The sequence below is a fragment of the Pseudoxanthomonas sacheonensis genome (genome assembly GCF_031455975.1).
Taxonomy (GTDB): Bacteria; Pseudomonadota; Gammaproteobacteria; order Xanthomonadales; family Xanthomonadaceae; genus Pseudoxanthomonas_A; species Pseudoxanthomonas_A sacheonensis_A.
In genome coordinates, this window is sequence record NZ_JAVDTT010000003.1 from 403,199 (window position 1) to 426,893 (window position 23,695).

Genomic DNA, 23,695 nt, shown 5'->3' on the forward strand with positions numbered 1-23,695 from the left:
TGGTTGACCAGTTCGGATCGGGCTGTCAGGTACATCTTATGCCATCGGCAACTTCAACCCCATCTCCCGCGCACACTGCTTCGCAATCTCATACCCCGCATCCGCATGCCGCATCACCCCGGTGCCCGGATCGTTCCACAACACCCGCGCAATCCGCTTGTCCGCCTCAGCAGTGCCATCGCACACGATCACCACCCCCGAGTGCTGCGAATAACCCATCCCCACCCCGCCCCCGTGATGCAGCGACACCCACGTCGCCCCGCCGGCCACGTTCAACATCGCATTCAACAACGGCCAATCGCTGACCGCATCGCTGCCGTCCTTCATCGCCTCCGTCTCCCGGTTCGGCGAAGCCACACTGCCCGAATCCAGATGATCCCGCCCGATCACCACCGGCGCCTTCAACTCCCCGTTGCGCACCATCTCGTTGAACGCCAGCCCCAGCTTGTCGCGTAGGCCCAGACCCACCCAGCAGATGCGCGCCGGCAGACCCTGGAAACTGATCCGCTCCCGCGCCATATCCAGCCAGCGATGCAGATGCTCGTCGTCCGGGATCAACTCCTTCACCTTCGCATCGGTCTTGTAGATATCTTCCGGATCCCCGCTCAACGCCACCCAGCGGAACGGACCCACGCCCCGGCAGAACAGCGGCCGCACATAGGCCGGCACGAACCCCGGGAAATCGAACGCGTTCTTGCAGCCCTCGTCGAAGGCCATCTGCCGGATGTTGTTGCCGTAATCGAACACCGGAATGCCCTGCTTCTCGAATTCCAGCATCGCCTCCACGTGCACGCGCATCGACTTCTTGGCCGCATCGCGCACCTTGTCCGGATTGGTCTTCTGCTCCAGCAGCCAGTGCTCCACCTTCCAGTCGATGGGCAGATAACCGTGCACCGGATCGTGCGCGCTGGTCTGATCGGTGACCGCATTCGGACGCACGCCCATGCGCACCAACTGCGGCAGGATTTCCGCCGCATTGCCCAACAGCGCGATGGACTTGGCTTCGCCCGCCGCCGTGTACGCGCGGATGCGCGCCAGCGCGTCGTCCAGGTCGGTGGCCTGCTCGTCCACGTAGCGCGTGCGCAAACGCATATCGATGCTCTTCTGCTGGCATTCGATGTTCAGGCTGCAGGCGCCGGCCAGCGTGGCCGCCAGCGGCTGCGCGCCGCCCATGCCGCCCAGGCCGGCGGTGAGGATCCACTTCCCTTTCAAGTCGCCGTTGTAATGCTGGCGGCCCATTTCCACGAAGGTCTCGTAAGTGCCCTGCACGATGCCCTGGCTGCCGATGTATATCCAGCTGCCGGCGGTCATCTGCCCGTACATCATCAAACCCTTCTTATCGAGTTCGTTGAAATGCTCCCAGGTGGCCCAGTGCGGGACCAGATTGGAATTGGCGATCAGCACGCGCGGCGCATCGCTGTGGGTGGGGAACACCCCGACCGGTTTGCCGGACTGCACCAGCAGGGTCTCGTTGTCTTCCAGATTGCGCAGCGATTCCAGGATCGCGTCGTAGCAGGCCCAGTCGCGCGCGGCGCGGCCGATGCCGCCGTAGACCACCAGCGAGGTCGGATCCTCGGCCACTTCCGCATCCAGGTTGTTCTGCAGCATCCGGTACGGCGCCTCGCTGAGCCAGGACTTGCAGGTGAGCCGAGGGCCCCGTGGGGCACGGATGACGCGGGAGGGGTCGTGACGTGGATCGGACATGTGGGAATCCAGTTTCAGATGTAACCCCATTATCGGTGATCGGTGGGAGCGCCGTCCCGGCGCGAGCTCTCCCCGGCATGGCAAGGCAAAAGCTCGCGCCGGGACGGCGCTCCCACAGAAATGACGTGTGCCGTGGCAGAATCGGGGCATGCGCCCACTATCGACTCGTTTGCTGCAAGTACTGCTGCTTTCCGCGCTGTTGCTGTGCGGCTATGCCCACAGCGCCGCACCGCCGCGCGTGCTGGTCTTCACCAAGACCGCCGGCTTTCGGCACGACTCCATTCCCACCGCGGTTGCTGCGCTGCAACGGCTGGGCGCGCAGGAAGGCCTGAAGGTAGACCACACCGAAGACGCGGCCGATTTCAACGAGAAGAACCTCAAGCGCTACCGCGCCGTGGTGTTCGCCAGCACCACCGGCGACGTGCTGGACGCGGCGCAGCAGGCTGCCATGGAAAGCTTCGTGCGCGCCGGCGGCGGCTACGTGGGTGTGCATGCGGCGGCCGACACCGAATACGACTGGCCGTGGTACGGCGAACTGGTGGGCGCGTGGTTCAAGGGCCACCCGCCTGGATTGCAGACCACCCGGGTGGTGTTCGAACACGACGGCATTCCGGTGGGCGCCGCGTGGACGGTGACCGACGAGATCTACAACTACCGCAGCAACCCGCGCACTGCGGTGCAGGTGACCGCCACGGTGGACGAGCGCGACTACCAGGGCGGCACTATGGGCGCCGACCATCCCATCGCCTGGTGCCACAGCTACGACGGCGGACGCGCGTGGTACACCGGCCTGGGACACGAGGCGAAGTTGTATGCGGATCCGCAGTTCGAAGCGCAACTGCGACGCGGCCTGCGTTACGCGACCCGCAAGTCGGCGGACTGCTGAGCCCCGAAAGCAAAACGCCCGGCGTGGCCGGGCGCTCCCCCTATTCTGATCGTGATCAGTGCACTGCCGGGTCCAGCTTGCGGAGCGCATCGCGCAAGTCGATGGCGCCGGTGCGGTCGATATCCTCCTTGCTGTAAGAGCGGCCGGTGGCATTGGCGCACTTGCGGCCCTTGCTGTCGGCGCGGATCAGACGCGAGCCGGTGTATTGGAGGCAGTTGCGGTCCGCCAATTCGTTCTTCTTCGCATCGGCCTTGTCCTGCTTGGCCGATGTTTCGGTGGGAGCCGCGTCTGTCGTCTGCGGATCGGCGGGTTCTGCGGGCGCGGGCGCAGCGGTCTGTGCGGAAGCGGCGAAGGCCAGAGCCAGCAGCGCTGCGGTAAGAGCGAGGCGTTTCATGTGAGTCTCCTGCGCGCAATGAACGCGCTGGGTACGCGAATGCGTTGATCTACCTGGGTTATACGCCTGCAGGCCTATAACAGTCGCAAATCTGCCTGTCCGCATTCATAAACGCGTCAGACCGCGTCGCAAACCTTGCCGCTGCCTTCGCGGAACGCCTGCACTGCCGCCGCGTCCGCAGGTTCTGGACGGTTGCCTTCGTCGAAGATCACCCGCCACACGCCGTCTTCGCCCACCTGCCAGACCGTCCTGAAGCGCCCATGCCGGAACGCGCCCGTTTTCGGGTCCTGATACAGCGCTGGCCCGCTGGAATAGGCGGTGCGCCCGTCGCCGCCCACGGAGACCGCATCGGGGTACCACTCCAACTTGAGCGCGGTCCCATCGATGATGCCCTGCCAGTCGGCGACGATCTTCTCGCGGCCGACGCTGGGCTCGCGTTCCATGCCGAACACGACCTGGGGATGCAGGTGTTCGGCGAAGGCGATCGCATCGTGGTCGGCGACCGATTTGGCGAAGCCCAACTCGCGCTGCCAGACCTGGCAGCGTGCCGACTCCGCAGCGGCCGAAGCGGGTTCCGCGGCCGCTACTCCCAAACCAGCGAGTATCAGCGCGGCGATGCAGGCAATCCGTGGAAACCGTGTCATGCGGGAGACTCCCGAGTCTGCCAAGCTTGGCGCATAGATTCTCACGACGATCGCCTATGCACTTGCCATTCTTCAGGCTGGCGTGGCTGGCCGCTTTGCTGTTGTTGGCGGGCTGCTCCACCACCCCGGCCCGGTCCGCTGCCGGTCGAACCGGTTCAGATCAAACCGGTTCAGAGCCGGCACCCCTGCTGCTGATTTCCATCGATGCCCTGCGCGCCGACTACCTGGGCAAGGGCGACACCCCGCATCTGGATCGCCTGGCCCGGCAGGGAGTACGCGCCGAATGGATGAATCCTTCCTACCCGGCCCTGACCTTCCCCAACCATTTCACCCTGGTCACCGGCCTGCGTCCCGATCGCCACGGCGTGGTCCACAACACCATGCGCGAAGAAGGGCTGGGCGATTTCCGTGTGGCCGATCTGGCCGCGGTCGGCGATGGGCGATGGTGGCGGGCCGAACCGATCTGGGTGGGCGCCGAAAAAGCCGGCCTGCCGACCGCGATCTGGGCCTGGCCCGGCAGCGCGGCGGAGATCGATGGCGTACGCCCCACGCGTTGGAAACCGTACGACGAGTCCGTATCCGCCGCGCGACGCGCCGATGAGGTGGCCCGCTGGTTGGAGGAACCTGCCGCCACCCGCCCGAGATTCGCCGCGCTGTACCTGGAAATGGTGGATGGCGCCGGCCACGAGCATGGTCCCGATGCGCCGCAGACGCGCGAGGCCGTGCGCGAGGCGGATGCCGCCGTCGGCCGTCTGATCGATGCGCTGGCGCGCAAGCGCCTATTGGACAGGGTGAATGTGATCGTGGTGTCCGACCACGGCATGGCGGCGGTGCTGCCCGGCCACGTCGTGGCGGTGGAAGACATGGTGCCGATGGAAGACGCGACGATCGTCAGCATCGGCCAGTCGGTGGGCATCGCACCGCGCACCGGCCGCGTGGAAGCGGCGGAGAAGCGTCTGCTCGGCCGCCACGATCATTACGAATGCTGGCGCAAGGGCGAACTGCCGGCGCGCTGGCATTACGGCCGCAATCCGCGCGTGCCGCCGATCGTCTGCCAGATGGACGAAGGCTGGGATGCCATCCCTGCGGCCAACGTGGCCAAACGCCCACCCGGCGCCACTCGTGGCTCGCATGGCTACGATCCTGCGCTGCCCTCGATGCGCGCGGCTTTCATTGCGCGCGGACCGGCGTTCCGAAAAGGCATAGTGATCGCTGCTTTCGACAATGTGGATGTGTATCCGCTGATGGTCAGATTGCTGGGCATACCGGCGCGCGAGAACGACGGGGATATCGCTCCGTTGCTGCCTGGTTTAGCGACGGACAAATGAGACCGCTGGATACCGGCGCGGCAATCGCTCCTCACACGGATTTGATATCCGTTTCGTGCACTTAGCATCGATGTCCGAAAACGGCGAGTCCGGCCTACGAACCGGTGCTAGCCTGTGCGCATGGAAATCAACGGCGCCTTTACCGCACTGGATCCACGCGTCTGCGAACAGGCGCGTCTGAGCCGCGATGCGCGTTTCGACGGACTGTTCTTCATCGCGGTGAAAAGCACCCGCATCTATTGCCGCCCGATGTGCCCGGCCCCCTCCCCCAAACCGGTCAACATCACCTACTACGGCAATGCCGCCGCCGCGGAAGCCGCCGGCTATCGGCCTTGCCTGCGCTGCCGCCCGGAACTGGCGCCCGGCGACGGCGCCTGGCGGCGCGGCGACGAAGCGGTGGCGCGCGCGTTGAAACTGATCGATCAGGGCATGCTGGCCGAACAACCGCTGTCGGCGCTGGCCGAACGCGTCGGCTTGGGCGAGCGTCAGTTGCGCAGGTTGTTCACCGATCGTTTGGGCGCCGCCCCGATCGGCGTGCATGGCACGCGCAGGCTGCTATTCGCCAAGCAGCTGTTGACCGAAACCAGCCTGCCGATCACCGAAGTGGCGTTGGCTTCGGGCTTCGGCAGCCTGCGCCGATTCAACGCTACCTTCCTGGAAGCCTACCGGATGGCGCCGCGCGATCTGCGCCGCCAGACCGTGATCTCGCAAGAAGGCACGCTGGTGTTGCGGCTGGGTTATCGGCCGCCGTACGACTTCGTCGCGATGCTGGATTTCCTGCGTGGCCGCGCCCTACCCGGCGTGGAATCGGTGGACGAGCATGGCTACGCACGCGTGATCGGTCCGGCCAGCGCGCCGGGATGGTTGCGCGTGAGCGCATGGCCCAACGGCGAGCATGCCCTGAAGCTGGAGCTGCACGGCGTGGCGCCGACGCGGTTGCTGGACATCGTCAACCGGCTGCGGCGCATGTTCGACCTGGATGCGGATCCGCACGCCATCGCCGCCGCGCTGTCGCACGATGCGCGTCTGCGGCCGTTGCTGAAGAAACGCCCCGGCCTGCGCTTGCCCAGCGGTTGGGACGGTTTCGAGATCGCCATGCGCGCCATCATCGGCCAGCAGGTCAGTGTGGCGGCGGCGCGCACGTTCACGGCAAGACTGGCGCAGGAATTCGGCGAAGCGTTGCCGGAAGGTTTCGCGCCCGGGCTGCACCATCTTTTCCCCACACCCGAAGCGCTGGCCGACGCCGACCTTACCCGCATCGGCCTGACCCGCACGCGCGCCGACACCGTACGCACGGTCGCGCGCGCGGTGCTGGACGGGCGCGTGGATTTCCGCGGCGAACGCATGCTGGACGATTTCATCGGCCGCTGGGTGGCGTTGCCCGGGATCGGGCCATGGACCGCGAACTACATCGCCATGCGCGCGCTTGGGCATCCGGATGCGTTCCCGGCCGACGATCTGGTCCTGCAGAAGGCGGTGCCAACCGACGGATCGCGCATGACTGCCAAGGCGCTGACCGCGCGCGCGCAGGCGTGGCGGCCGTGGCGAGCGTATGCGGTGATACAGGTGTGGAAGGATTCGATGGGCGTGGCAAAGCCACCCATCGAAGAGCCGAAATCCCTTAGAAATAAAGTCGTCATTCCCGCGAAGGCGGGAACCCAGTGACTTTCGCTCTTCGCGCCAAACCGTATTCGCCAACAACAGAAAGCAAAGCCGCTGGGTTCCCGCCTTCGTGGGAATAACGGCGTTCTCTTTATTCCTTCTTGAAGAATTGAAATGATCCGTTACCAATACATGGACAGCCCGGTCGAACCGCTGTTGCTAGCCGCGGACGACGATGGCTTGCACCTGATCGAATTCCATTCACCCCGCCATCCGATGGCGCGCCTGGAAAAATGGGTGGAAGGAAAGAATTCGATACTCGACATGGCGCGCGCGCAACTGGACGAGTATTTCTCCGGGACGCGCAAGCAGTTCGACCTCCCACTCGCGCCGCAAGGCACCCCATTCCAGACCGAGGTCTGGCATACGTTGGCGACGATTCCCTACGGCGAAACCATCAGCTATGCGCAGCTGGCGCAACGCGTGGGCAAGCCTACGGCGATGCGCGCGGTGGGCGCGGCCAACGGCCGCAATCCCTTGCCGATCGTGCTGCCCTGCCATCGCGTGATCGGCGCCGATGGATCACTGACCGGCTTCGGCGGCGGTTTGCCGACCAAGCAGTTCCTGCTGGAGCTGGAAGGCGCGTTGCCGCCTGCGAACGACTTGTTCGCAGAAACAGCGGTTTAGGAAGAAGCCCCAAGCGACATCGAGAGGCCTTGAATTCCGCCGGTGCGCCTATCGAGAAACCCGTTCGTGGCGAGCCTGTCGATAAAACCGTTCGTGGCGAGCCTGTCGATAAAACCGTTCGTGGTGAGCCTGTCGATAAAACCGTTCGTGGTGAGCCTGTCGATAAAACCGTTCGTGGTGAGCCTGTCGAACCACGCTCTTGGCGCGGAATTTCAGCAGGCATCGGATCGTTCTCCCTCGAAAAGCGTGGTTCGACAAGCTCACCACGAACGGGGTTGCTTATTCAGAGCTTCCTTAACCGGTCAATAGCCGCTCCAAATTCTTGCGATACCGGGTCGCGATGACATCGCGATCGGCATGCCTGCCGTCGGCGACCAGCCGCCGCCCTGCGACATGCACCTCGCGCACCGCAGGACGATTGCCGCTGAAGATCCAACGATCGATGGCGTCGTCCGCATGCGCACCCGCGAAGATCGGCGCGTCGGCATCGAGCACGACGAAATCGTCCGCCGCGTCCTGGCCCGTCGCCTGTCGGGTGCTGGCCAGCGCCCCGCGCAACAGCGTTTCGCCGACGCTGCTGGAGTCCGCGCCCACTGCGATGTTGCGATGGCGCGTGACCAGGCGTTGGCCGTATTCCAGCCAGCGCAGTTCTTCCACCGGCGATACCGAGATGTGCGAGTCGGAACCGATGCCCCAGGCGCCGCCCGCATCCAGATAGGCGCGCAGCGGGAACAGGCCATCGCCCAGGTTGGCCTCGGTGGTCGGGCAGATCGCCACGGTGGCGCCGCTGGCCGCGAGCTGCTTGGTTTCCACCGCCGTCAGATGGGTGGCATGCACCAGCGTCCAGCGCGAATCGACCTCGACGTTCTGCTGCAGCCATTCCACCGGGCGCGCGCCGCGCAGCGCAAGGCAATCTTGTACTTCGCCGACCTGTTCGGCGATGTGGATGTGCAGCGGCGACTCCGGCGGCAAGGCAGCCAGCACTTCGTGCATGGCCGCCTCGGGCACCGCGCGCAAACTGTGGAACGCGCAGCCGATCCGCAGCAGATCGTTTTCCTCGGCGCGCAGGATCTGCAACAGGCGCAGAAAGCTTTCCGCATCGTGGCCGAAGCGCTGCTGGCGCACGGACAAGGCGCGACCATCGAAACCGCCGGTCATGTACAGCACCGGCAGCAGGGTCATCCTGATGCCGGTGTCGCGCGCGGCGGCGATCAGCGCGTGCGACATCGCCGCCGGGTCGTCGTAGGGCCGGCCATCGGGGGCGTGGTGCAGATAGTGGAATTCGCAGACGCTGGTATAGCCGGCTTCCAGCATTTCCACGTACAGCTGCGTGGCCACCGCATACGTACTGTCCGGATCCATGCGCGCAGCGAAGCGGTACATGGTTTCGCGCCAGGTCCAGAAACTGTCTTCGGGATGCGTCTGGCGTTCGGCCAGGCCCGCCATCGCGCGCTGGAAAGCGTGCGAATGCAGGTTGGCGATGCCGGGAATGCGCCAGTCGCCCCGCGCGGTCGTGGACAAAAGCTCGGCGGCGGCGGGGCCGACGTTGGCGGAGAGCGCGGCTTGCATGCAGGGTTCCGATTGCATGGGGACGGATTGCGCTAGGCTAACGCGTCGCCGCTTCCCTGACACGCCCATGAAGCTATTGCTGCTGGCCTTGGTGGTTTTCTTACCGTTGATCCTGCTGTTGGCGCGGTATCGGCGACGCGAACAGGAACGCAATACCCCGGATTCCGGTAGTGGTAGCGACACGGACAGCAATTGCGGCAGCAGCGATGGCGGAAGTTGCGGAGACGGTGGTGGCGGTGGCGACTGAAAGCAATGAGGCAACGCGCTGGGACGGACCTCGCTGGGACGGATTAATCCTGGGCGCGAATCTGGTCACCCTGACCGATGACTCGGGCTACGGTTTGATCGAGCAAGGGGCGTTGGGCTGGCGCGATGGCGTGCTGCAGTTCGTCGGACCCGTTTCCGGCCTGCCGGCTTTGCCGGAACAACTGGCGCGCCAGGTCATCCAGGCCAAGGGCTGCATCACCCCCGGCCTGATCGACTGCCATACGCATGCGGTGTTCGCGGGCGACCGCGCGGGCGAGTTCGAGCAGCGCCTGCGCGGCGTGAGCTACGAGGAAATCGCACGCAGCGGCGGCGGCATCGTTTCCAGCGTGCGCGCCACGCGGGAGGCGAGCGAGGAGGAACTGTTCGTGCAATCGCTGCCGCGCGCGCGCGCATTGCGCGACGACGGCGTGACCACGCTGGAGATCAAGTCCGGCTACGGCCTGGACTTCGACAACGAACGCAAGATGTTGCGGGTGGCGCGGCGCATCGGCGACGAGCTGGGGATCTCGGTGCGCACTACGTTCCTGGGCGCGCACGCGCTGCCGCCGGAGTTCGCTGGGCGTGCGGACGCCTACATCGATTCGGTCTGCGAGTGGCTGCCCCGCCTGCATGGCGAGGGACTGGTGGACGCGGTGGACGCGTTCTGCGAGCGCATCGGTTTCACCCTGGAGCAGACGCGACGCGTGTTCGAAGCGACGCGAGCACTGGGCTTGCCGGTCAAGCTGCATGCCGACCAGTTGAGCGATGGCGAAGGCGCGGCGTTGGTCGCCGAATTCGGTGGGCTTTCGGCCGACCACGTCGAGCACACCTCGGAAGCAGGTGTGCGGGCGATGGCTCAAGCCGGCACCGTTGCGGTGCTGCTGCCGGGCGCCTTCCATTGCCTACGCGAGACCGTGCTGCCGCCGCTCGATGCCTTCCGCCAGCACGGCGTACCCATGGCCGTGGCGACCGACTGCAATCCCGGCACTTCGCCATTGCAGTCGCTGCGGCTGGCGATGTCGCTGGCCTGCACGCATTTCCGGCTGACGCCGGAAGAAGCCCTGCGTGGTGCCACGCACAATGCGGCGCGCGCGCTGGGATTGTCGGATCGTGGGGCGCTGCGGGTAGGCATGCGTGCCGACTTCGCGCACTGGAACATCCGACAGCCCGCCGAACTCGGCTACTGGCTGGGCGGCGATCCCTTGCTTGCCTCCTACTCGAGCGGCGAGCGCCTGGTCTGATCTGAGCTGTTCTGATTCCACAAACAAAAACGCGACGCCGGGCGTCGCGTTTTGCGCATGATCGGAGGAACCGATCAGCCGGCTTTGGCTACCGTCTTCTTGGCCACGGCTTTCTTCGCCGGCGCCGCCGTCTTGGTCACGGTCTTCTTTGCGACAGGCGCGGCCGGGCCGACGGCGACCTTCGAAACGTGCGTGCGTGCGTTGCCGTAGCTAGCGATGCTGCGCTTGCCTTTGGCGGTCCTGCGATCACCTTTGCCCATGGTTTGCTCCTGATTTAGCTGTAGCGCCTTGCGCGCGAGGCCGCAAAGCCTATCACGCGGGCCTCAGTGCGCGCAGCTGGCATCGTGTATGTGCCAGTGATTCAGGCGCAAATTGACGATGTGGGCCAGCCCCACCAGGGTCCCGCCCAGGGTCATCACAATCGCGTGTATCACCACCGGATGATGCAGCGGCGGGTAATAAACGCCGGCCCACAGCACCGCCAGACCGATCAGCAACAAGGTCAGGGCCCGGAAAGCGCGATGGCGGCGATAGCCCCACAGCAGGCTGAACAGCCCCACCACGGTCACGAACACCACGAAACCGCGCTCGAAACCGTCTCCCAGCCAAGCCGAAAGGCCCAGCGACGGAATCGCCGCGAGCAGCACCGGCGTCAGCGCGCAATGCACGGCGCAAATCATCGAACCGGTGGCGCCGAAACGGTCGAGCAGGCTGCGGAAGCGGGAATCCATGTGCATGAGTATGACTTTCGGGAGGGGTGTCTTTCCAATGTTGGTATATTATAACATTCGTCAAGCCCCTCCCACCCCCTTGGACGTTCCGATGCCCCCCAGCCCTGCCGCGCCCTTCCCCGCATGTTCCCGCCACCGGCTTGCCATCGCTCTGGCGCTGGCCCTTTTCCCAGCACTTGCCTGGGCCGCCCCCGCCCCCACCGACGACGCGGGCGCGAACGCCGCCTCAGCCGATGCGCCACCGCCCACGGACCCCCGGCACGCCGAGGGCGACCCCGACGACCGCCATATCAAGGACCTCGACGACGTGGTCGTCACCGCCAGCCCTTTGCGTGATTCCGCCGACGCCTTGAGCAAGCCCGCCGAAGTGCTGACCGGCGAGCGCCTGGACGAAAACCGCGCCGCCAGCCTGGGCGAAACCATTTCCAGCCTGCCGGGCGTGCAGAGTTCCAACTTCGGTCCCGGCGTCGGCCGCCCGATCCTGCGCGGCCTGGATGGCCCACGCGTGGCGGTGCTGAGCAACGGCCTGTCCAGCCAGGATGTGTCCACCGTCAGCCAGGATCACTCGCCGGCGGTCGAAGCCTTCCTGGCCGACCAGATCGAGGTGTTGAAAGGCCCCTCCACCCTGCTCTACGGCAGCGGCGCCATCGGCGGCATCGTCAACGTGGTCGACGGGCGCATCCCGGAAGCGGCCATCGAAGGCGGTTTCAGCGGCCGCGCGGAAGTGCGCTTCGACAGCGTCAATGAGGGCAACACCGACCTAGTCCGCGTCGACGGCGGCAACGACCGCTTCGCCCTGCACGCGGACGCCGTGTACCGCAACAACAAGGACTACGACACGCCGGACGGCAAACAGGCCAATACCTTCATCGACACCAAGACCGGCGCGGTCGGCGGCTCGTTGCTGGGCGACTGGGGTTTCGTCGGCGTATCGGCTTCGCGCTTCGAGGACGACTACGGCAATCCCGGCGAACCCGGCGATCTGGCCGCGGGCGAGCGCGGCGTCTGGCTGAAGCTGCGCCAGGACCGCTACGACCTGAAAGGCGGACTGACCGATCCCTGGGGCGAAGGCAGCAGCCTGCGTTACAGCTTCGGCCACACCGACTACAACCATATCGAGTTCGAAGGCGACGAAGTCGGCACCACCTTCACCAAGAAGGCCGATGAAGGCCGCGTGGAAGCGGCGTTCGGAGGCGCTTCGGCGTGGAAGGGCGCCGTGGGCGTGCAAGGCAGCGACTCCACTTTCGCGGCGATCGGCGAGGAGTCGTTCGTTCCCGAAACCCAGACCCGTTCCTTCGGCGTCTTCGGCGTTGCGCGCAGGAATTGGAACGACTTCCAGTTGGACCTGGGCGCGCGCATCGACAAGGTGGAAGCGGATCCGGTGAACGCCGCGGCGCGCGATTTCAAGCCGCTCAGTCTGTCCCTGGCCGGCGGCTGGCGGCTCAACGATCAATGGCGGCTGACGGCCAACCTCGACCATGCGGAGCGCGCACCGGCGGAAGAAGAGTTGTTCGCCAACGGTCCGCATCTGGCGACGCTGGCCTACGAGATCGGCAACGCCGATCTGGGCAAGGAAAAGGCCAACCAGTTGGAGTTCGGCCTCCAGTACCAGTCCGACTTCATGGATGCCAAGGCCTCGGTCTACTACAACCGTTTCGACGATTTCATCTATCTGGTCGATACCGGCGAGCAGGTCGAATTCGAGGAAGGCGAATTGCTGCCGATCCGCCAATGGAGCCAGGCCGATGCGCGCTTCCGCGGCTTCGAGGGCGAGGCCACTTTCCACCTGGCCAACAACGACAACGGCGCCTGGGACCTGCGCGTCTACGGCGACACCGTGCGCGGCACGCTGGCGGCGGGCGGCAATCTGCCGCGCATCGCGCCTTCGCGATTCGGCACGCAGCTGCGTTGGGAACGGGAAGGCTGGCGCGCTTCGCTGGGCGCGGTGCGCTACGACAAGCAGGACAAGGTGGCGGTGAACGAAACCCCGACCGCGGGCTATACGCTGGTCGATGCGCATGTGGCCTACCACCACGACCAAGGCAACACCGCATGGGAACTGTTCCTGGACGGCAGCAACCTGACCGGCCAGACCGCGCGCGTGCACACTTCCTTCCTGAAGGATTCGGTGGTGCTGCCCGATCGGAACTTCTCGACCGGCATTCGGCTGTTCTTCTGATAACGAAGGTGTGACCGGCAAGGCGGCTGTCCGTACGGGCAGCCGCCTTTCTGTTGACACAACATGTGCATATGCACTCAAATGGCGGAAACCCCGGTGTAGGCGTACCCGAATGCCCTCTCCTTCCGATAGCGTGTGCACCTGTTTCCGCCTGCGTCGCGCCGCGCGCCAGGTTTCGCAGATATACGATCATGAGCTCGCGGCGGTCGGTCTCAGCCTCAACGAATACTCCATCCTGCGCCATGCCGAACGCGGCGGCCATTGCCTGTTGGGCGAGCTGGCCGATTCGCTGGGCATGGAACGCACCACGCTGACCCGCAACCTGAAGCCGCTGCTGGAAGCGGGCTGGCTGAAGGAGTCGCGCGGCGAAGACGCGCGGCAGCGGCTGATTTCGATCGCCGCCAACGGACGCAGGCGCATCGCCAGCGCGAAGCCGCACTGGCTGCGCGCGCAGCAACGCATCGAAGCGCTTTATGGCGTCGCCAGGACCGATCGTCTGCGCAAGGATCTGGATCTTCTGGACAACGCGCTGCGCCAGTCGCCCGGGATCGCCGCATGAGCGCCCGACCGATTACACGCGCCGCACCGACGATGCACTGGGGACTGCTGCTGACCGCGGCGGCCATGCTGATGATCACCATGGGCGCGCGCCAGACCACCGGCCTGTTCGTGCAGCCGATCCATCAATCCACCGGCGTAGGCATCGCCGCGATCAGCTTCGCGTTGGCGATCGGGCAGTTCGTCTGGGGTGCGGTGCAGCCGGTGTTCGGCGCCATCGCCGACAAGCAGGGTTCGACCCGCATCCTGGTCGCTGGCGGCATTCTGCTTGCCCTGGGTATGGCGTTAACGCCGTTCATGTCCTCGCAATGGGGGCTGATGTTCACGCTGGGGCTGCTGACCGCGGCAGGCGCGGGCGCCGGCAGTTTCTCCATCCTGATCGGCGCCACCGCTTCGCGGCTGGCGCCGGAGAAGCGTTCGTTCGCGGCCGGCTTCATCAATGCCGGAGGATCGCTGGGCCAGTTCGTGTTCGCGCCCCTGGTGCAATTGGCGATCAGTGCGGCGGGTTGGGGCGTGGCGATGTTCGGACTTGCGGCCGCTTCCCTGCTGACCCTGCCGCTGGCCTGGCCCCTACGGCGCAAGCCTGCGCCCGCAGCTTCGGGCGATGCGGGCGCAGTCGCGGCACCGCCGGCGGAAATTACTCTCCGCGAACAACTGCGCATCTCCTTGCGCGACCGCAGTTACTGGCTGCTGCACCTGGGCTTCTTCACTTGCGGTTTCCACATCGCTTTCCTGGTCACGCACCTGCCCGGCGAGATCGCGCTATGCGGTTTGAAGCCGGGAGTCGCCGGCGCTTCGATCGCGCTCATCGGCCTGTTCAACGTATTGGGCAGCCTGGCCGCTGGCGCGCTGGGCCAGCGCTACCGGATGAAAATAGTGCTGGCCGCGATGTACGCCAGCCGCGCGGCGATGATCGTGATTTATCTGCTGTCGCCGCCCACGCCGATGACGTTCTACATCTTCGCCGCGGCGTTGGGCTTCACCTGGCTGGCGACGGTTCCGCCGACGGCGGGACTGATCGGGAAATTGTTCGGTCCGCGCTATCTGGGCACGCTGTTCGGCTTGACCCTGCTGTCGCACCAGATCGGCGGATTCTTCGGCGCGTGGCTGGGCGGCGTGGCGATGGAGAAGTTCGGCGACTACACGTGGATGTGGTACGCGGATATAGCGCTGGCTTTGTTGGCGGCGGTGGCGAACCTGCCGATCCGGGAGAAATCGCCGCGCCTGCAAGCTGCGGCGATGGCGTAGGAGCGTGTAGGAGCTTTCAGGCGGCGCAGCGCGCGCACAGGCCGTGCACTTCCAGGGTTTGCGCCTGCGGCTGGAATCCCAGCGCCTTGGCCCGGGCTTCCAGTTGCGTGACCACTTCGCGATCCTCCAGTTCCACCGCGCTGTGGCAGCGATCGCAGATCAGGAACGGCACCGAATGCTGGTCGCTGTTGGGATGGTGGCAGGCCACGAACGCATTCACCGATTCCAGCTTGTGCACGAAACCGTTGGCCATCAGGAAATCCAGCGCGCGGTAGACGGTGGGCGGCGCATCGGCGCCGACGCCTTTCTTTTCGCGCACCAGCTCCAGCAGTTCGTAGGCCTTGACCGGCTTGCCGGCATCGGCGATCAGCGAAAGCACCCGTGAGCGGATCGGGGTCAGGCGCAGGCCGCGTTCCTGGCACGCGCGCTCCACCGCCGCGACGAAGCCATGGGCGTCGTCGACGTGGTGCTTGGGATCGGTGCAGGAGTGCTTCTGGGCCATGGCAGGGAGGATTATGCGTCCGCAGGTATCTTGATGAGTGCTGCGTCGATGCGTTTCAAGGCCTGCTCGCGTCCGGCCAGGTACACGGTCTGCGAAATATCGGGGCTGACCTGGGTCCCGGTGATGGCCACGCGCAGCGGCTGCGCCACCTTGCCCATGCCCAGGCCCAATGCCGCGGCGGTGTCGTGAAGAGCGGCGGACACCGACTCCAGCGTCCATTCCACCGCATTGGCCAGATGATCGCGGGCGGCGTTGAGCGGCGCAGCGGCAGCGGGATTCAGGTGCTTGGCGACGGCGGCTTCGTCGTAGACCTCCAGCGGCTGGTACCAGACCGCGGCGCGCTCGGCCATTTCCTTCAGCGTGTGCACGCGATCGCGCAGAGCGACGACGACATCGATCGGCGCGGGGCCATGGAACGGATCCAACTCCAGCTTGCGCAACTGGTACTCCAGCTGCGGCGCGATGGTGGCCGGCTCGTCGCTCTTGAGGTAGTGCTGGTTCACCCAGCCCAGCTTGTCCATGTCCAGGCGCGCGGCCTTGGAATTGACGTCTTCCACCGAAAACAGCTGGATCAGCTCCTCGCGACTGAACAGTTCCTGGTCGCCATGCGACCAGCCCAACCGCGCCAGATAGTTGATCAGCGCATGCGGCAGGTAGCCGGCGTCCTTGTACTGCATCACGTCCGCCGCGCCGGTGCGCTTGGAGAGCTTGGCGCCCTCCGGGTCCAGGATCATCGGCATGTGCGAGAACAGCGGCACCGGCACGCCCAGCGCTTCGTAGATATTGATCTGGCGCGGCGTGTTGTTGATGTGGTCGTCGCCACGGATCACGTCGGTGATGCGCATGTCGATATCGTCGACGACCACCGCGAAGTTGTAGGTGGGATAGCCGTCGGATCGGAAGATGACCAGATCGTCGAGCTCGCTGTTGCTGATCTCGATGCGGCCTTTGATCCGGTCCTCGAACACCACGCTGCCGGTCTGGGGGTTCTTGAAACGAATCACGCGGTTAGGGTCGTCGCGATGCGGCAGGTTCAGCTCGCGTGCGCGGCCGTCGTAGCGCGGCTTGTCGCCGGCGGCCTGGGCGGCATTGCGGATCGCCTCCAGTTCCTCCTTGGTTTCGTAGGCGTAGTAGGCCTTGCCGTCGGCGACCAGCTGCTCGGCCACTTCGCGATAACGATCCAGGCGCTGGGTCTGGTAAATCGGGCCTTCGTCGTAATCCAGGCCCAGCCATTCCATCGCCTCCAGGATCGCGTCGATGGCGCCCTGGGTGCTGCGCTCGCGGTCGGTGTCCTCGATGCGCAGGATGAAGTCGCCGCCGCGGTGGCGCGCCTCCAGCCAGCAGTACAGCGCGGTACGCGCGCCGCCGATGTGCAGGTAACCGGTGGGACTGGGAGCGAAACGGGTACGGCAGGTCATGAGGAAGCCAATGATGCGGAATCGCTCGATTTTACCGGAGTGGGCGGGTTTTCTCCTTCCCCTTCGAGGCGAGGCCTTAAACTTCCCGCATGACCACTCTTTTCATCTCCGATCTGCACCTGGATTCCACCCGGCCGGCGATTACCGAACTGTTCGGCCGTTTCTTGCGGCGCGAGGCGAAATCGGCCGAGGCCTTGTACGTCCTCGGCGATCTGTTCGAAGCCTGGGTGGGCGACGACGATCCTTCCGAGACGGGCGCGTATGTCGCTTCTGGTTTGAAGGAAGTGGCCGATGCGGGGGTGCCGGTGTACTTCATCCGCGGCAACCGCGACTTCCTGCTGGGTCAGGATTACGCGTTGCGCGCGGGCTTCCGCATCCTGCCCGACCCGGCGGTAGTGGTGCTCTACGGAAAGCCCACCCTGCTCATGCATGGGGATCTGCTCTGCACCGATGACGTTGCGTATCAGGCGTTCCGTACGCAGACGCGCAACCCGGCCTGGCAGGCCCAGTTCCTGTCGCAGCCTCTGCAGGCGCGGCTCGCCTTCGCCGCACAGGCACGCGCCGCCAGCCAGGCGCACCAGGCCAAGCTGCGCGAAGGCGGCAATGACGTGCGCTTCGAAACGGTGACGGACGTGACCCCAGCCACAGTGGAAGCGACCTTCGCCCGCTTCGGCATCGACACCATGATCCATGGACACACCCATCGCCCTGCCCTGCACGATCTGCAGGTAAGCGGACGCGAATGCCGGCGCATCGTACTGGGCGATTGGTACGAACAGGGTTCCGTCTTGCGTGTGGACGCAAGCGGTTTTCGCCTGGAGTCGTTGCCGTAGGAGCGCGTAGGAGCGCGTAGGAGCGACGTGCGTCGCGACTGACCGCTTGTGATCCCAAAGACCATCTTCGCGACTCACGTCGCTCCTACGCACACGCGCCGGTCAGGCGGACAATTGCTCCAGCGCGGCGATCTCTTCGGCGTCGAATCCGGCCAGCAGACGCGCGTCGTGGTTGAATGGTCCACGCAGCGTGGGACCCGCATACTTCGCCAGCAGCGCGCGGAACGTGGAATGCGGCTCGAACCCGTCGCGCTGGCAGTACCAGCGGAACCAGTGCGATCCGGCGGCGACATGCGCCACTTCCTCGCGAAGGATCAGTTCCAGGATCTCGGCCGTGGGTTTGTCGCCGGCATTGCGCAACTTGGCGATCATTCCGGGCGTCACGTCCAGCCCGCGCGCTTCCAGCACGCGCGGCACCAGCGCCATGCGAGCCATGCCGTCGTGCGCGGTTTTCTCGGTCATTTCCCACAGACCGTTGTGCGCATCGAAATCGCCGTAGTCGTAGCCGAATTCCCGCAGCCGATCGCGCAAGAGCACGAAATGGCGCGATTCGTCGTTGGCGACCGAAACCCAGTCCGCGTAGAAGCCCGCCGGCATGCCGCGGAACCGGTACGCGGCGTCCCAGGCCAGATCGATCGCATTCAATTCGATATGAGCGATGGCGTGGATAAACGCAGCGCGGCCTTCCACGCTGCCCAGTCCGCGCTGCGGGAGCTCGCGCGAGGGAACCAGTTTCGGCCGCACGGGACGGCCCGGCATGCGGATGGGCTGCGGTGCCGGCGCGTCGGCATCGGCACGGAGTTCACAACGGGAGAACGCCGCGGCGTACTCCTGGGTCAGCGCGACTTTGTCGTCTGGCGAAGCAGCGTCAAGGCATGCCCGAGCAGCGTCGAAGAGTGACGAAAACATGAAAAATGAACCGTCATCCCAGCGAAAGCTGGGATCCATTTTGATCTTGCTTTTGCCTTTGCTGTTCGACATTCAAGAACAAAGTCAAAATGGATCCCAGCTTTCGCTGGGATGACGACGCGGACGGAACGGGTTTCACGACACCCGACGCTTACGCTTGGCCTCGTCCGAACGCAACGACTCGATGCGCTCGAAATAACCGGGCTCGATGCCGGTGACGTAATCGCCGTTGAAGCAAGAGGAATCGAAACGCTGCAGGTCCAGGTTGCCTTCGCGCACCGAGGCCTCCAGATCTTCCAGATCCTGGTAGATCAGCCAGTCGCAGCCCAGAAACTTCTCGATTTCCTCGACGCTGCGGTCGTTGGCCACCAGTTCGTCCACCGCCGGCATGTCGATGCCGTAGATATTGGGGAAACGCACCGGCGGCGCGGCCGAGGCGAGGTAAACCTTGCGGGCGCCGGCGTCGCGGGCCATCTGCACGATCTGCTGGCTGGTGGTGCCGCGCACGATGGAGTCGTCCACCAGCAGCACCACGCGGTTGCGGAACTCCAGCGGGATCGGGTTGAGCTTGCGGCGCACCGATTTAACGCGCTCGCCCTGCCCCGGCATGATGAAGGTGCGGCCGACATAACGGTTCTTGATGAAGCCTTCGCGGTATTTCACGCCCAGCACGTTGGAGATTTCCAGCGCCGCATCGCGCGAGGTGTCGGGGATGGGAATGATGGTGTCGATGTCGTGGTCGGGGCGCAGACGCAGGATCTTCTCGCCCAGCTTCACACCCATGCGCATGCGCGCTTTGTGCACGGAGACGTTGTCGATCATCGAATCGGGACGCGCGAAGTACACGTATTCGAAGATGCACGGCGCGTGCTCTTGCGGCTCGGCGCAGATTTCGGAGAACAGCTCGCCGCGTGCGGTGATGACGATGGCCTCGCCCGGCTGCACGTCGCGCACGCGCTGGAAACCCAGGATATCGAGCGCTGCGGATTCGGAGGCGACGATGTACTCGTCCGCGCCTTCCTTGTGTTCGCGCTTGCCCAGCACCAGCGGACGGATGCCGTGCGGGTCGCGGAAGGCCACCAGGCCCAGGCCCAGCACCACGCTGACCACCGCATAGCCGCCCTTCACCCTGCGGTGCACGCCGGCGACGGCGCGGATCGCGGTTTCGGGCGAAAGCGTGCGCTGGCGGTCCAACTCGTGTGCGAACACGTTCAGCAGCACCTCGCTATCCGAATCGGTGTTGATATTGCGGCGGTCTTCGGCGAACACATCCTGGCGCAGGGCCTCGGTGTTGATCAGGTTGCCGTTGTGCGCCAGGGCGATGCCGTACGGCGAATTGACGTAGAACGGCTGCGCTTCGTCCAGGCCTTCGGAGCCGGCGGTCGGGTAGCGGCAGTGGGCGATGCCGACGCGGCCTTCCAGCGTGCTCATCGCCTTGGGATTGAATACGTCGCGCACCAGCCCGTTGTCCTTGTGCACGCGCAGGCGCGTGCCGTCGGCGGTGGCGATGCCGGCCGCATCCTGCCCGCGGTGCTGCAGGACGGTCAGCCCGTCATAAAGCTGGCCCGCAACGTTCTGGTTGCCGACGATTCCGACGATGCCGCACATGGATACGTACTCCGCTCGTTTATTGCGAACTGGGCCGTTTCTGGCCGTTGGGGCGCTGCTTTGCTGATTCGAGGTTGGCCGGTTCGGCCGTTGCCGGGTCTTGCCCGGTCGATTCGATATTCGCGGGGTCCTGCCCGCCGGCCTCGATATTCGCCGGTTCCTGAACTGCCGGGGCGCGGCCCTCCGCCTCCCCTGATACGCCGCCTTTGGCCGTATCGATTGCCTGCTGGACTACGCCTTCCAGCGAGGGCACTGACAACGCTTGTGTGCCGCCATTATCGCCTGTGGAGAGCGGATTGCGAAAATCGATTTCCGGAACGGACCAATCCGGCAGCTTGGAACGCATCCAGCCCGCACCGGGCAGCAAGATCGGCAGAACGCTGGACTGCTGCCAGGAAGGCTCCCGGGGCAACGGCGTGAAGCCCATCAGCAGGACCAGGATGCAGGCCAGGAAGGCCCCGCGCAGCAGGCCCAGTGCCGCGCCCAGCATGCGGTCCACTCCCGACAGGCCGACCGACCGGACCATGGATTTGGCCAGGGCGCCGACCAGCGCCACCGCCACCATCACCACCACGAAACTCAGTGCATAGCCGCCGAACAATTCGGTCATGGTGGGTTTGCCGTCGTCGGACAGCCACGACGCGGCCTGTCCGCCGAATTGGAAAGTGACCCAGCCGGCCAGCAACCATGCGGCCGTCGACACCAGCGTGCCCACCAGCCCCCGGATCAATCCCAACAAAACGGATCCGCCAATGATGATCAATAGAACGATGTCGATCATCGAGACGAACATCCCCTGACTGCTGCGAGTTGGCCTTTCATCCCTGGGCCGCGATCAGATGTCAGGCGGTCACGGATGCGGACGGACCATGCCGTTGATGCCCACCTTGGCGGCGACTTGCGCCTTCAGCTTGTCGGCGTCGGCGCGACTGGCGACCGGCCCGACGCGTACCCGGCTCAGCGTGCCCTTGTCGGTCTTCACCTGCTCGACGAAGGCGCTGAAACCGCCGGCGCGCAATTTATCGCGCAGGGCGTTGGCATCGGCAGCCTGGGAGAAGGCGCCCAGCTGTACGGCGAAACCCACGTTGGAGGCCGCCGGCTTGGGGGATTCGACCGGCTTGGCGACCGGCTCCGCCGGCTTGGGCGCGGCTGTCGCCGGTGGCGCTGTTGCCGGCTTGGGCGCTGCCGCCACTGCTTTGGGTGTCGCCGCGGACGGCGTCTGCGTCGGTTTCGCTGGTTCGGGCGGCAAAGCCTGGGTGGTCACCGCTGTCGGCGCGGCCGCTGCCAACGGCACCGAGGTCGAGGCCGACGACGCCGCGGGCGCATCCAGGGTCACTACCTGCGCCTTCACGTCGCTGCGCACTTGCGCGGCCTGCAGACGCACGGCTTCGGCATCGGCGCGCTCGGCGTAAGGTCCGATCCGCACGCGGTAGGCTGTCTTGCCGTTGATGCTGGCGGGTTCGCGGAAGGCGGGGAGCGAGGATTGCTTGAGCCGCGCAATGACCGCGTCGGCGTCCGCCGGGGTGGCATAAGCACCGAAATTGACCGCGTAGTTGCCACCCGCGGTACTGGCCGGCAGCATCGCGCCCGCTGCGACGGCCGGAGCGGTGCCGAGCGGAACCGCTTCACTGGCGCTCGCTGGCGTGGGCGTCGGCGCATCTTCCATCCCCACTACGCCACCCGCAGGAGCGTTGCCAGGCGTCACCAAGGGAAGTTCGCGGGTTTCGTACTGCCCGCCCGGTGTTGCCGGTACGTCCAACGGCACGTCCGAGACGCCGCTGTCGGGCGCGGGGCCCTTGATCAGCATCGGCAGGAAGATCACCGCCAGCGCCACCAGGACGACGGCGCCGATCAGGCGTTGTTTGAGGGCGGTATCCATGCGGGCTCGCAAAACGACGCGGCGGGAATGCCGTGCGAATTATACGGTGCCGCGAAACGGCTTCGCCGTCATTGACCTGAATGCAGGATCGCTAGCGCTTCGGCCACGGTATGGAAGGAGCCGAACACGAGTATCCGATCCTCCGCGCTCGCATCCGATTGCGCGGCGCGCAGCGCCGCTTCCACGTTGGCGTGCCGCGCGCCCGCTGCGGCTGCGGTTCCAGTCAATTTCGCGGCCACCGCATCCACCGATTGTCCGCGCGCACCGACACTTTCCAACCCCGCGAGAAACCAGGCCGACACTTCGCGCTCGAGAGCGGCGACCACGCCTGCCACGTCTTTGTCGGCCAATGCCGAGAACACCGCCAAGGTGCGCCCCTGCACGGGTTCGGCCCGTAACCACGCCGCGAGCTCACGAGCGGCCTGCGGGTTGTGGCCCACGTCCACGATTATCGCAGTGCCGTGCAGGTCGAAGCGCTGCAATCTTCCCGGCAGCATCGCCGAAGCGACGCCCTTGACGAATGCAGCATCGGGCAACTCGATATCCAGGGCGCGCAATGCCGCTATCGCTGTGGCGGCATTGACGCGCTGCACAGGCGCGCTCAGGGAAGGATTCGGCAATTCGATCTCGAAGCCGGCGTCGCGCCAGCGCCAAGCAGTTGAAGACCGCTCATCCCCGAATCGAGTCCGGGGCAGGCTCTGAGCCTGTCGAAGGACCGGCTCGTGGAAAAAATCGCTGCCCAGACGCACCGCATTGGCGCCGATGGCGTAAGCATGGCGCAGCACGCTGGAAGGCGAATCGATCTCGCCCAGTACCAACGGTTTCCACGGCCGCGCGATCCCGGCCTTTTCGTAGCCGATACTTTCGCGGTCGTTGCCCAGCCAGTCGACATGGTCGATATCGACCGTAGTGATGACGGCGACGTCCGGATCGACAATGTTGACCGCGTCGAGGCGGCCGCCGAGGCCGACTTCCAACACTGCAAGATCCAAGCTGGATTGCTGGAAAAGCCATAACGCAGCCAGCGTTCCGAATTCGAAATAGGTGAGCGGAATTGCTTTTCCTTCTCCCCCCGGGAGAAGGTGGCGCGCAGCGACGGATGAGGGCGTGGACTTCCCGTTTGCAGCGTCGTTTCCGGGGAACGGAATTCTCTCGCCCTCATCCGCCCTTTGGGCACCTTCTCCCGGGGGGAGAAGGGAAAATCGCGCGGCTTCCACCGCCTCGAATGCTGCGGTCAGCTCTTCATCGCTAGCCTCACGCCCCTCGATACGCACACGCTCGTTGTAGCGCAGCAAGTGCGGCGACGTGTAGGTGCCAACCTTTAGTCCCGCCGCGCGGGCGATGGCCTCGATGAAGGCAACGGTGGAACCCTTGCCGTTGGTGCCGCCGACGGTGACGACGTGCCTGGCGGGCTTGCCGATCGCAAGCCGCTGCGCAACGGCGCGCGTGCGGTCCAGGCCGAGCTCGATGGATTTCGGATGTTGTTGCTCGATGTAGCCGAGCCAGTCTTCCAGCGAGCGCGCCACGGC

23 protein-coding genes are annotated in these 23,695 nt (G+C 65.5%); 10 read left to right on the plus strand and 13 right to left on the minus strand.

Going from position 1 to position 23,695, the window contains the following annotated elements; genetic code table 11:
• Nucleotides 1-36: 36 nt before the first annotated feature.
• On the minus strand, nucleotides 37-1,704 hold the full coding sequence (gene hutU, locus J2W94_RS14135; protein WP_310094657.1) for a urocanate hydratase: 1,668 nt from the start codon (nucleotides 1,702-1,704) through the stop codon (nucleotides 37-39).
• 148 nt (nucleotides 1,705-1,852) lie between these two features.
• Here hutU and J2W94_RS14140 point away from each other — a divergent pair, with 148 nt between their 5' ends.
• A complete protein-coding gene (locus tag J2W94_RS14140) occupies nucleotides 1,853-2,590 on the plus strand; it encodes a ThuA domain-containing protein (RefSeq protein WP_310094661.1) in 738 nt (245 codons plus the stop codon).
• 55 nt (nucleotides 2,591-2,645) lie between these two features.
• On the opposite strand, the gene J2W94_RS14145 is transcribed toward J2W94_RS14140, so the two are convergent.
• Together J2W94_RS14145 and J2W94_RS14150 are read right to left on the minus strand one after the other, a co-directional pair.
• Entirely contained in the window at nucleotides 2,646-2,984 is a 339-nt protein-coding gene (locus J2W94_RS14145; RefSeq protein ID WP_310094664.1) for a hypothetical protein, read from the minus strand.
• A 116-nt stretch (nucleotides 2,985-3,100) separates the two neighbouring features.
• On the minus strand, nucleotides 3,101-3,628 hold the full coding sequence (locus tag J2W94_RS14150; RefSeq protein ID WP_310094667.1) for a YybH family protein: 528 nt from the start codon (nucleotides 3,626-3,628) through the stop codon (nucleotides 3,101-3,103).
• Between the two features lie 56 nt (nucleotides 3,629-3,684).
• Between J2W94_RS14150 and J2W94_RS14155 the strand changes: the two genes are divergently transcribed.
• The 3 genes from J2W94_RS14155 (at nucleotide 3,685) to J2W94_RS14165 (ending at nucleotide 7,245) form a co-directional block, all read left to right on the plus strand.
• Nucleotides 3,685-4,956 carry an ectonucleotide pyrophosphatase/phosphodiesterase gene (locus tag J2W94_RS14155; protein ID WP_310094670.1) on the plus strand — a complete coding sequence of 424 codons (1,272 nt, stop codon included), beginning with the start codon at nucleotides 3,685-3,687 and terminating at the stop codon, nucleotides 4,954-4,956.
• A gap of 120 nt (nucleotides 4,957-5,076) precedes the next feature.
• On the plus strand, nucleotides 5,077-6,621 hold the full coding sequence (locus J2W94_RS14160; protein ID WP_310094673.1) for a DNA-3-methyladenine glycosylase 2 family protein: 1,545 nt from the start codon (nucleotides 5,077-5,079) through the stop codon (nucleotides 6,619-6,621).
• A gap of 105 nt (nucleotides 6,622-6,726) precedes the next feature.
• Nucleotides 6,727-7,245 carry a methylated-DNA--[protein]-cysteine S-methyltransferase gene (locus tag J2W94_RS14165; protein ID WP_430540622.1) on the plus strand — a complete coding sequence of 173 codons (519 nt, stop codon included), beginning with the start codon at nucleotides 6,727-6,729 and terminating at the stop codon, nucleotides 7,243-7,245.
• Nucleotides 7,246-7,539: 294 nt separating this feature from the next.
• Here J2W94_RS14165 and J2W94_RS14170 read toward each other — a convergent pair whose 3' ends face one another.
• Complete coding sequence (locus tag J2W94_RS14170; protein WP_310094679.1) at nucleotides 7,540-8,814, minus strand: formimidoylglutamate deiminase; 1,275 nt, start codon at nucleotides 8,812-8,814, stop codon at nucleotides 7,540-7,542.
• 67 nt (nucleotides 8,815-8,881) lie between these two features.
• On the opposite strand from J2W94_RS14170, the gene J2W94_RS14175 reads away from it, so the two are divergent.
• Together J2W94_RS14175 and hutI are read left to right on the plus strand one after the other, a co-directional pair.
• Nucleotides 8,882-9,061, plus strand: coding sequence for a hypothetical protein (locus J2W94_RS14175; protein ID WP_310094681.1), 180 nt, complete (start codon nucleotides 8,882-8,884; stop codon nucleotides 9,059-9,061).
• Nucleotides 9,021-10,301, plus strand: coding sequence for an imidazolonepropionase (gene hutI, locus J2W94_RS14180; protein ID WP_310094683.1), 1,281 nt, complete (start codon nucleotides 9,021-9,023; stop codon nucleotides 10,299-10,301). The genes J2W94_RS14175 and hutI overlap by 41 nt, the downstream gene beginning before the upstream one ends.
• Before the next feature lie 74 nt (nucleotides 10,302-10,375).
• Here the strand turns inward: hutI and J2W94_RS14185 are convergent, their stop codons facing one another.
• Together J2W94_RS14185 and J2W94_RS14190 are read right to left on the minus strand one after the other, a co-directional pair.
• Nucleotides 10,376-10,561 (minus strand): 30S ribosomal protein THX, encoded by a 186-nt coding sequence (locus J2W94_RS14185; RefSeq protein WP_310094686.1) that lies wholly within the window; start codon nucleotides 10,559-10,561, stop codon nucleotides 10,376-10,378.
• A 63-nt stretch (nucleotides 10,562-10,624) separates the two neighbouring features.
• Nucleotides 10,625-11,038, minus strand: coding sequence for a MerC domain-containing protein (locus J2W94_RS14190; protein ID WP_310094688.1), 414 nt, complete (start codon nucleotides 11,036-11,038; stop codon nucleotides 10,625-10,627).
• 85 nt (nucleotides 11,039-11,123) lie between these two features.
• On the opposite strand from J2W94_RS14190, the gene J2W94_RS14195 reads away from it, so the two are divergent.
• The 3 genes from J2W94_RS14195 to J2W94_RS14205 all read left to right on the plus strand — a co-directional run bounded on the left by J2W94_RS14195 (nucleotide 11,124) and on the right by J2W94_RS14205 (nucleotide 15,017).
• The gene (locus tag J2W94_RS14195) at nucleotides 11,124-13,211 is read left to right on the plus strand and encodes a TonB-dependent receptor (protein WP_310094690.1); all 2,088 of its coding nucleotides are present in this window, start codon (nucleotides 11,124-11,126) and stop codon (nucleotides 13,209-13,211) included.
• A gap of 112 nt (nucleotides 13,212-13,323) precedes the next feature.
• On the plus strand, nucleotides 13,324-13,770 hold the full coding sequence (locus tag J2W94_RS14200) for a MarR family winged helix-turn-helix transcriptional regulator (RefSeq protein WP_310094692.1): 447 nt from the start codon (nucleotides 13,324-13,326) through the stop codon (nucleotides 13,768-13,770).
• A complete protein-coding gene (locus tag J2W94_RS14205) occupies nucleotides 13,767-15,017 on the plus strand; it encodes an MFS transporter (RefSeq protein ID WP_310094695.1) in 1,251 nt (416 codons plus the stop codon). Before J2W94_RS14200 ends, J2W94_RS14205 begins: the two co-directional genes overlap by 4 nt.
• A 16-nt stretch (nucleotides 15,018-15,033) precedes the next feature.
• Here the strand turns inward: J2W94_RS14205 and J2W94_RS14210 are convergent, their stop codons facing one another.
• Together J2W94_RS14210 and gltX are read right to left on the minus strand one after the other, a co-directional pair.
• Entirely contained in the window at nucleotides 15,034-15,519 is a 486-nt protein-coding gene (locus J2W94_RS14210) for a Fur family transcriptional regulator (protein ID WP_310094698.1), read from the minus strand.
• Nucleotides 15,520-15,530: 11 nt separating this feature from the next.
• Nucleotides 15,531-16,937 carry a glutamate--tRNA ligase gene (gene gltX, locus J2W94_RS14215; RefSeq protein ID WP_310094700.1) on the minus strand — a complete coding sequence of 469 codons (1,407 nt, stop codon included), beginning with the start codon at nucleotides 16,935-16,937 and terminating at the stop codon, nucleotides 15,531-15,533.
• An 89-nt stretch (nucleotides 16,938-17,026) separates the two neighbouring features.
• On the opposite strand from gltX, the gene lpxH reads away from it, so the two are divergent.
• Nucleotides 17,027-17,770 (plus strand): UDP-2,3-diacylglucosamine diphosphatase, encoded by a 744-nt coding sequence (lpxH, locus tag J2W94_RS14220; RefSeq protein ID WP_310094703.1) that lies wholly within the window; start codon nucleotides 17,027-17,029, stop codon nucleotides 17,768-17,770.
• 102 nt (nucleotides 17,771-17,872) lie between these two features.
• On the opposite strand, the gene J2W94_RS14225 is transcribed toward lpxH, so the two are convergent.
• From J2W94_RS14225 to J2W94_RS14245, 5 genes are all read right to left on the minus strand, one after another.
• Entirely contained in the window at nucleotides 17,873-18,718 is an 846-nt protein-coding gene (locus tag J2W94_RS14225; protein WP_430540611.1) for a ferritin-like domain-containing protein, read from the minus strand.
• Nucleotides 18,719-18,814: 96 nt separating this feature from the next.
• A complete protein-coding gene (gene purF / locus J2W94_RS14230; RefSeq protein ID WP_310094707.1) occupies nucleotides 18,815-20,287 on the minus strand; it encodes an amidophosphoribosyltransferase in 1,473 nt (490 codons plus the stop codon).
• Between the two features lie 19 nt (nucleotides 20,288-20,306).
• On the minus strand, nucleotides 20,307-21,068 hold the full coding sequence (locus J2W94_RS14235; RefSeq protein ID WP_430540623.1) for a CvpA family protein: 762 nt from the start codon (nucleotides 21,066-21,068) through the stop codon (nucleotides 20,307-20,309).
• Between the two features lie 69 nt (nucleotides 21,069-21,137).
• A complete protein-coding gene (locus J2W94_RS14240) occupies nucleotides 21,138-22,166 on the minus strand; it encodes an SPOR domain-containing protein (RefSeq protein ID WP_310094712.1) in 1,029 nt (342 codons plus the stop codon).
• Between the two features lie 68 nt (nucleotides 22,167-22,234).
• A complete protein-coding gene (locus J2W94_RS14245; RefSeq protein ID WP_310094713.1) occupies nucleotides 22,235-23,692 on the minus strand; it encodes a bifunctional folylpolyglutamate synthase/dihydrofolate synthase in 1,458 nt (485 codons plus the stop codon).
• Between the last annotated feature and the right edge of the window lie 3 nt (nucleotides 23,693-23,695).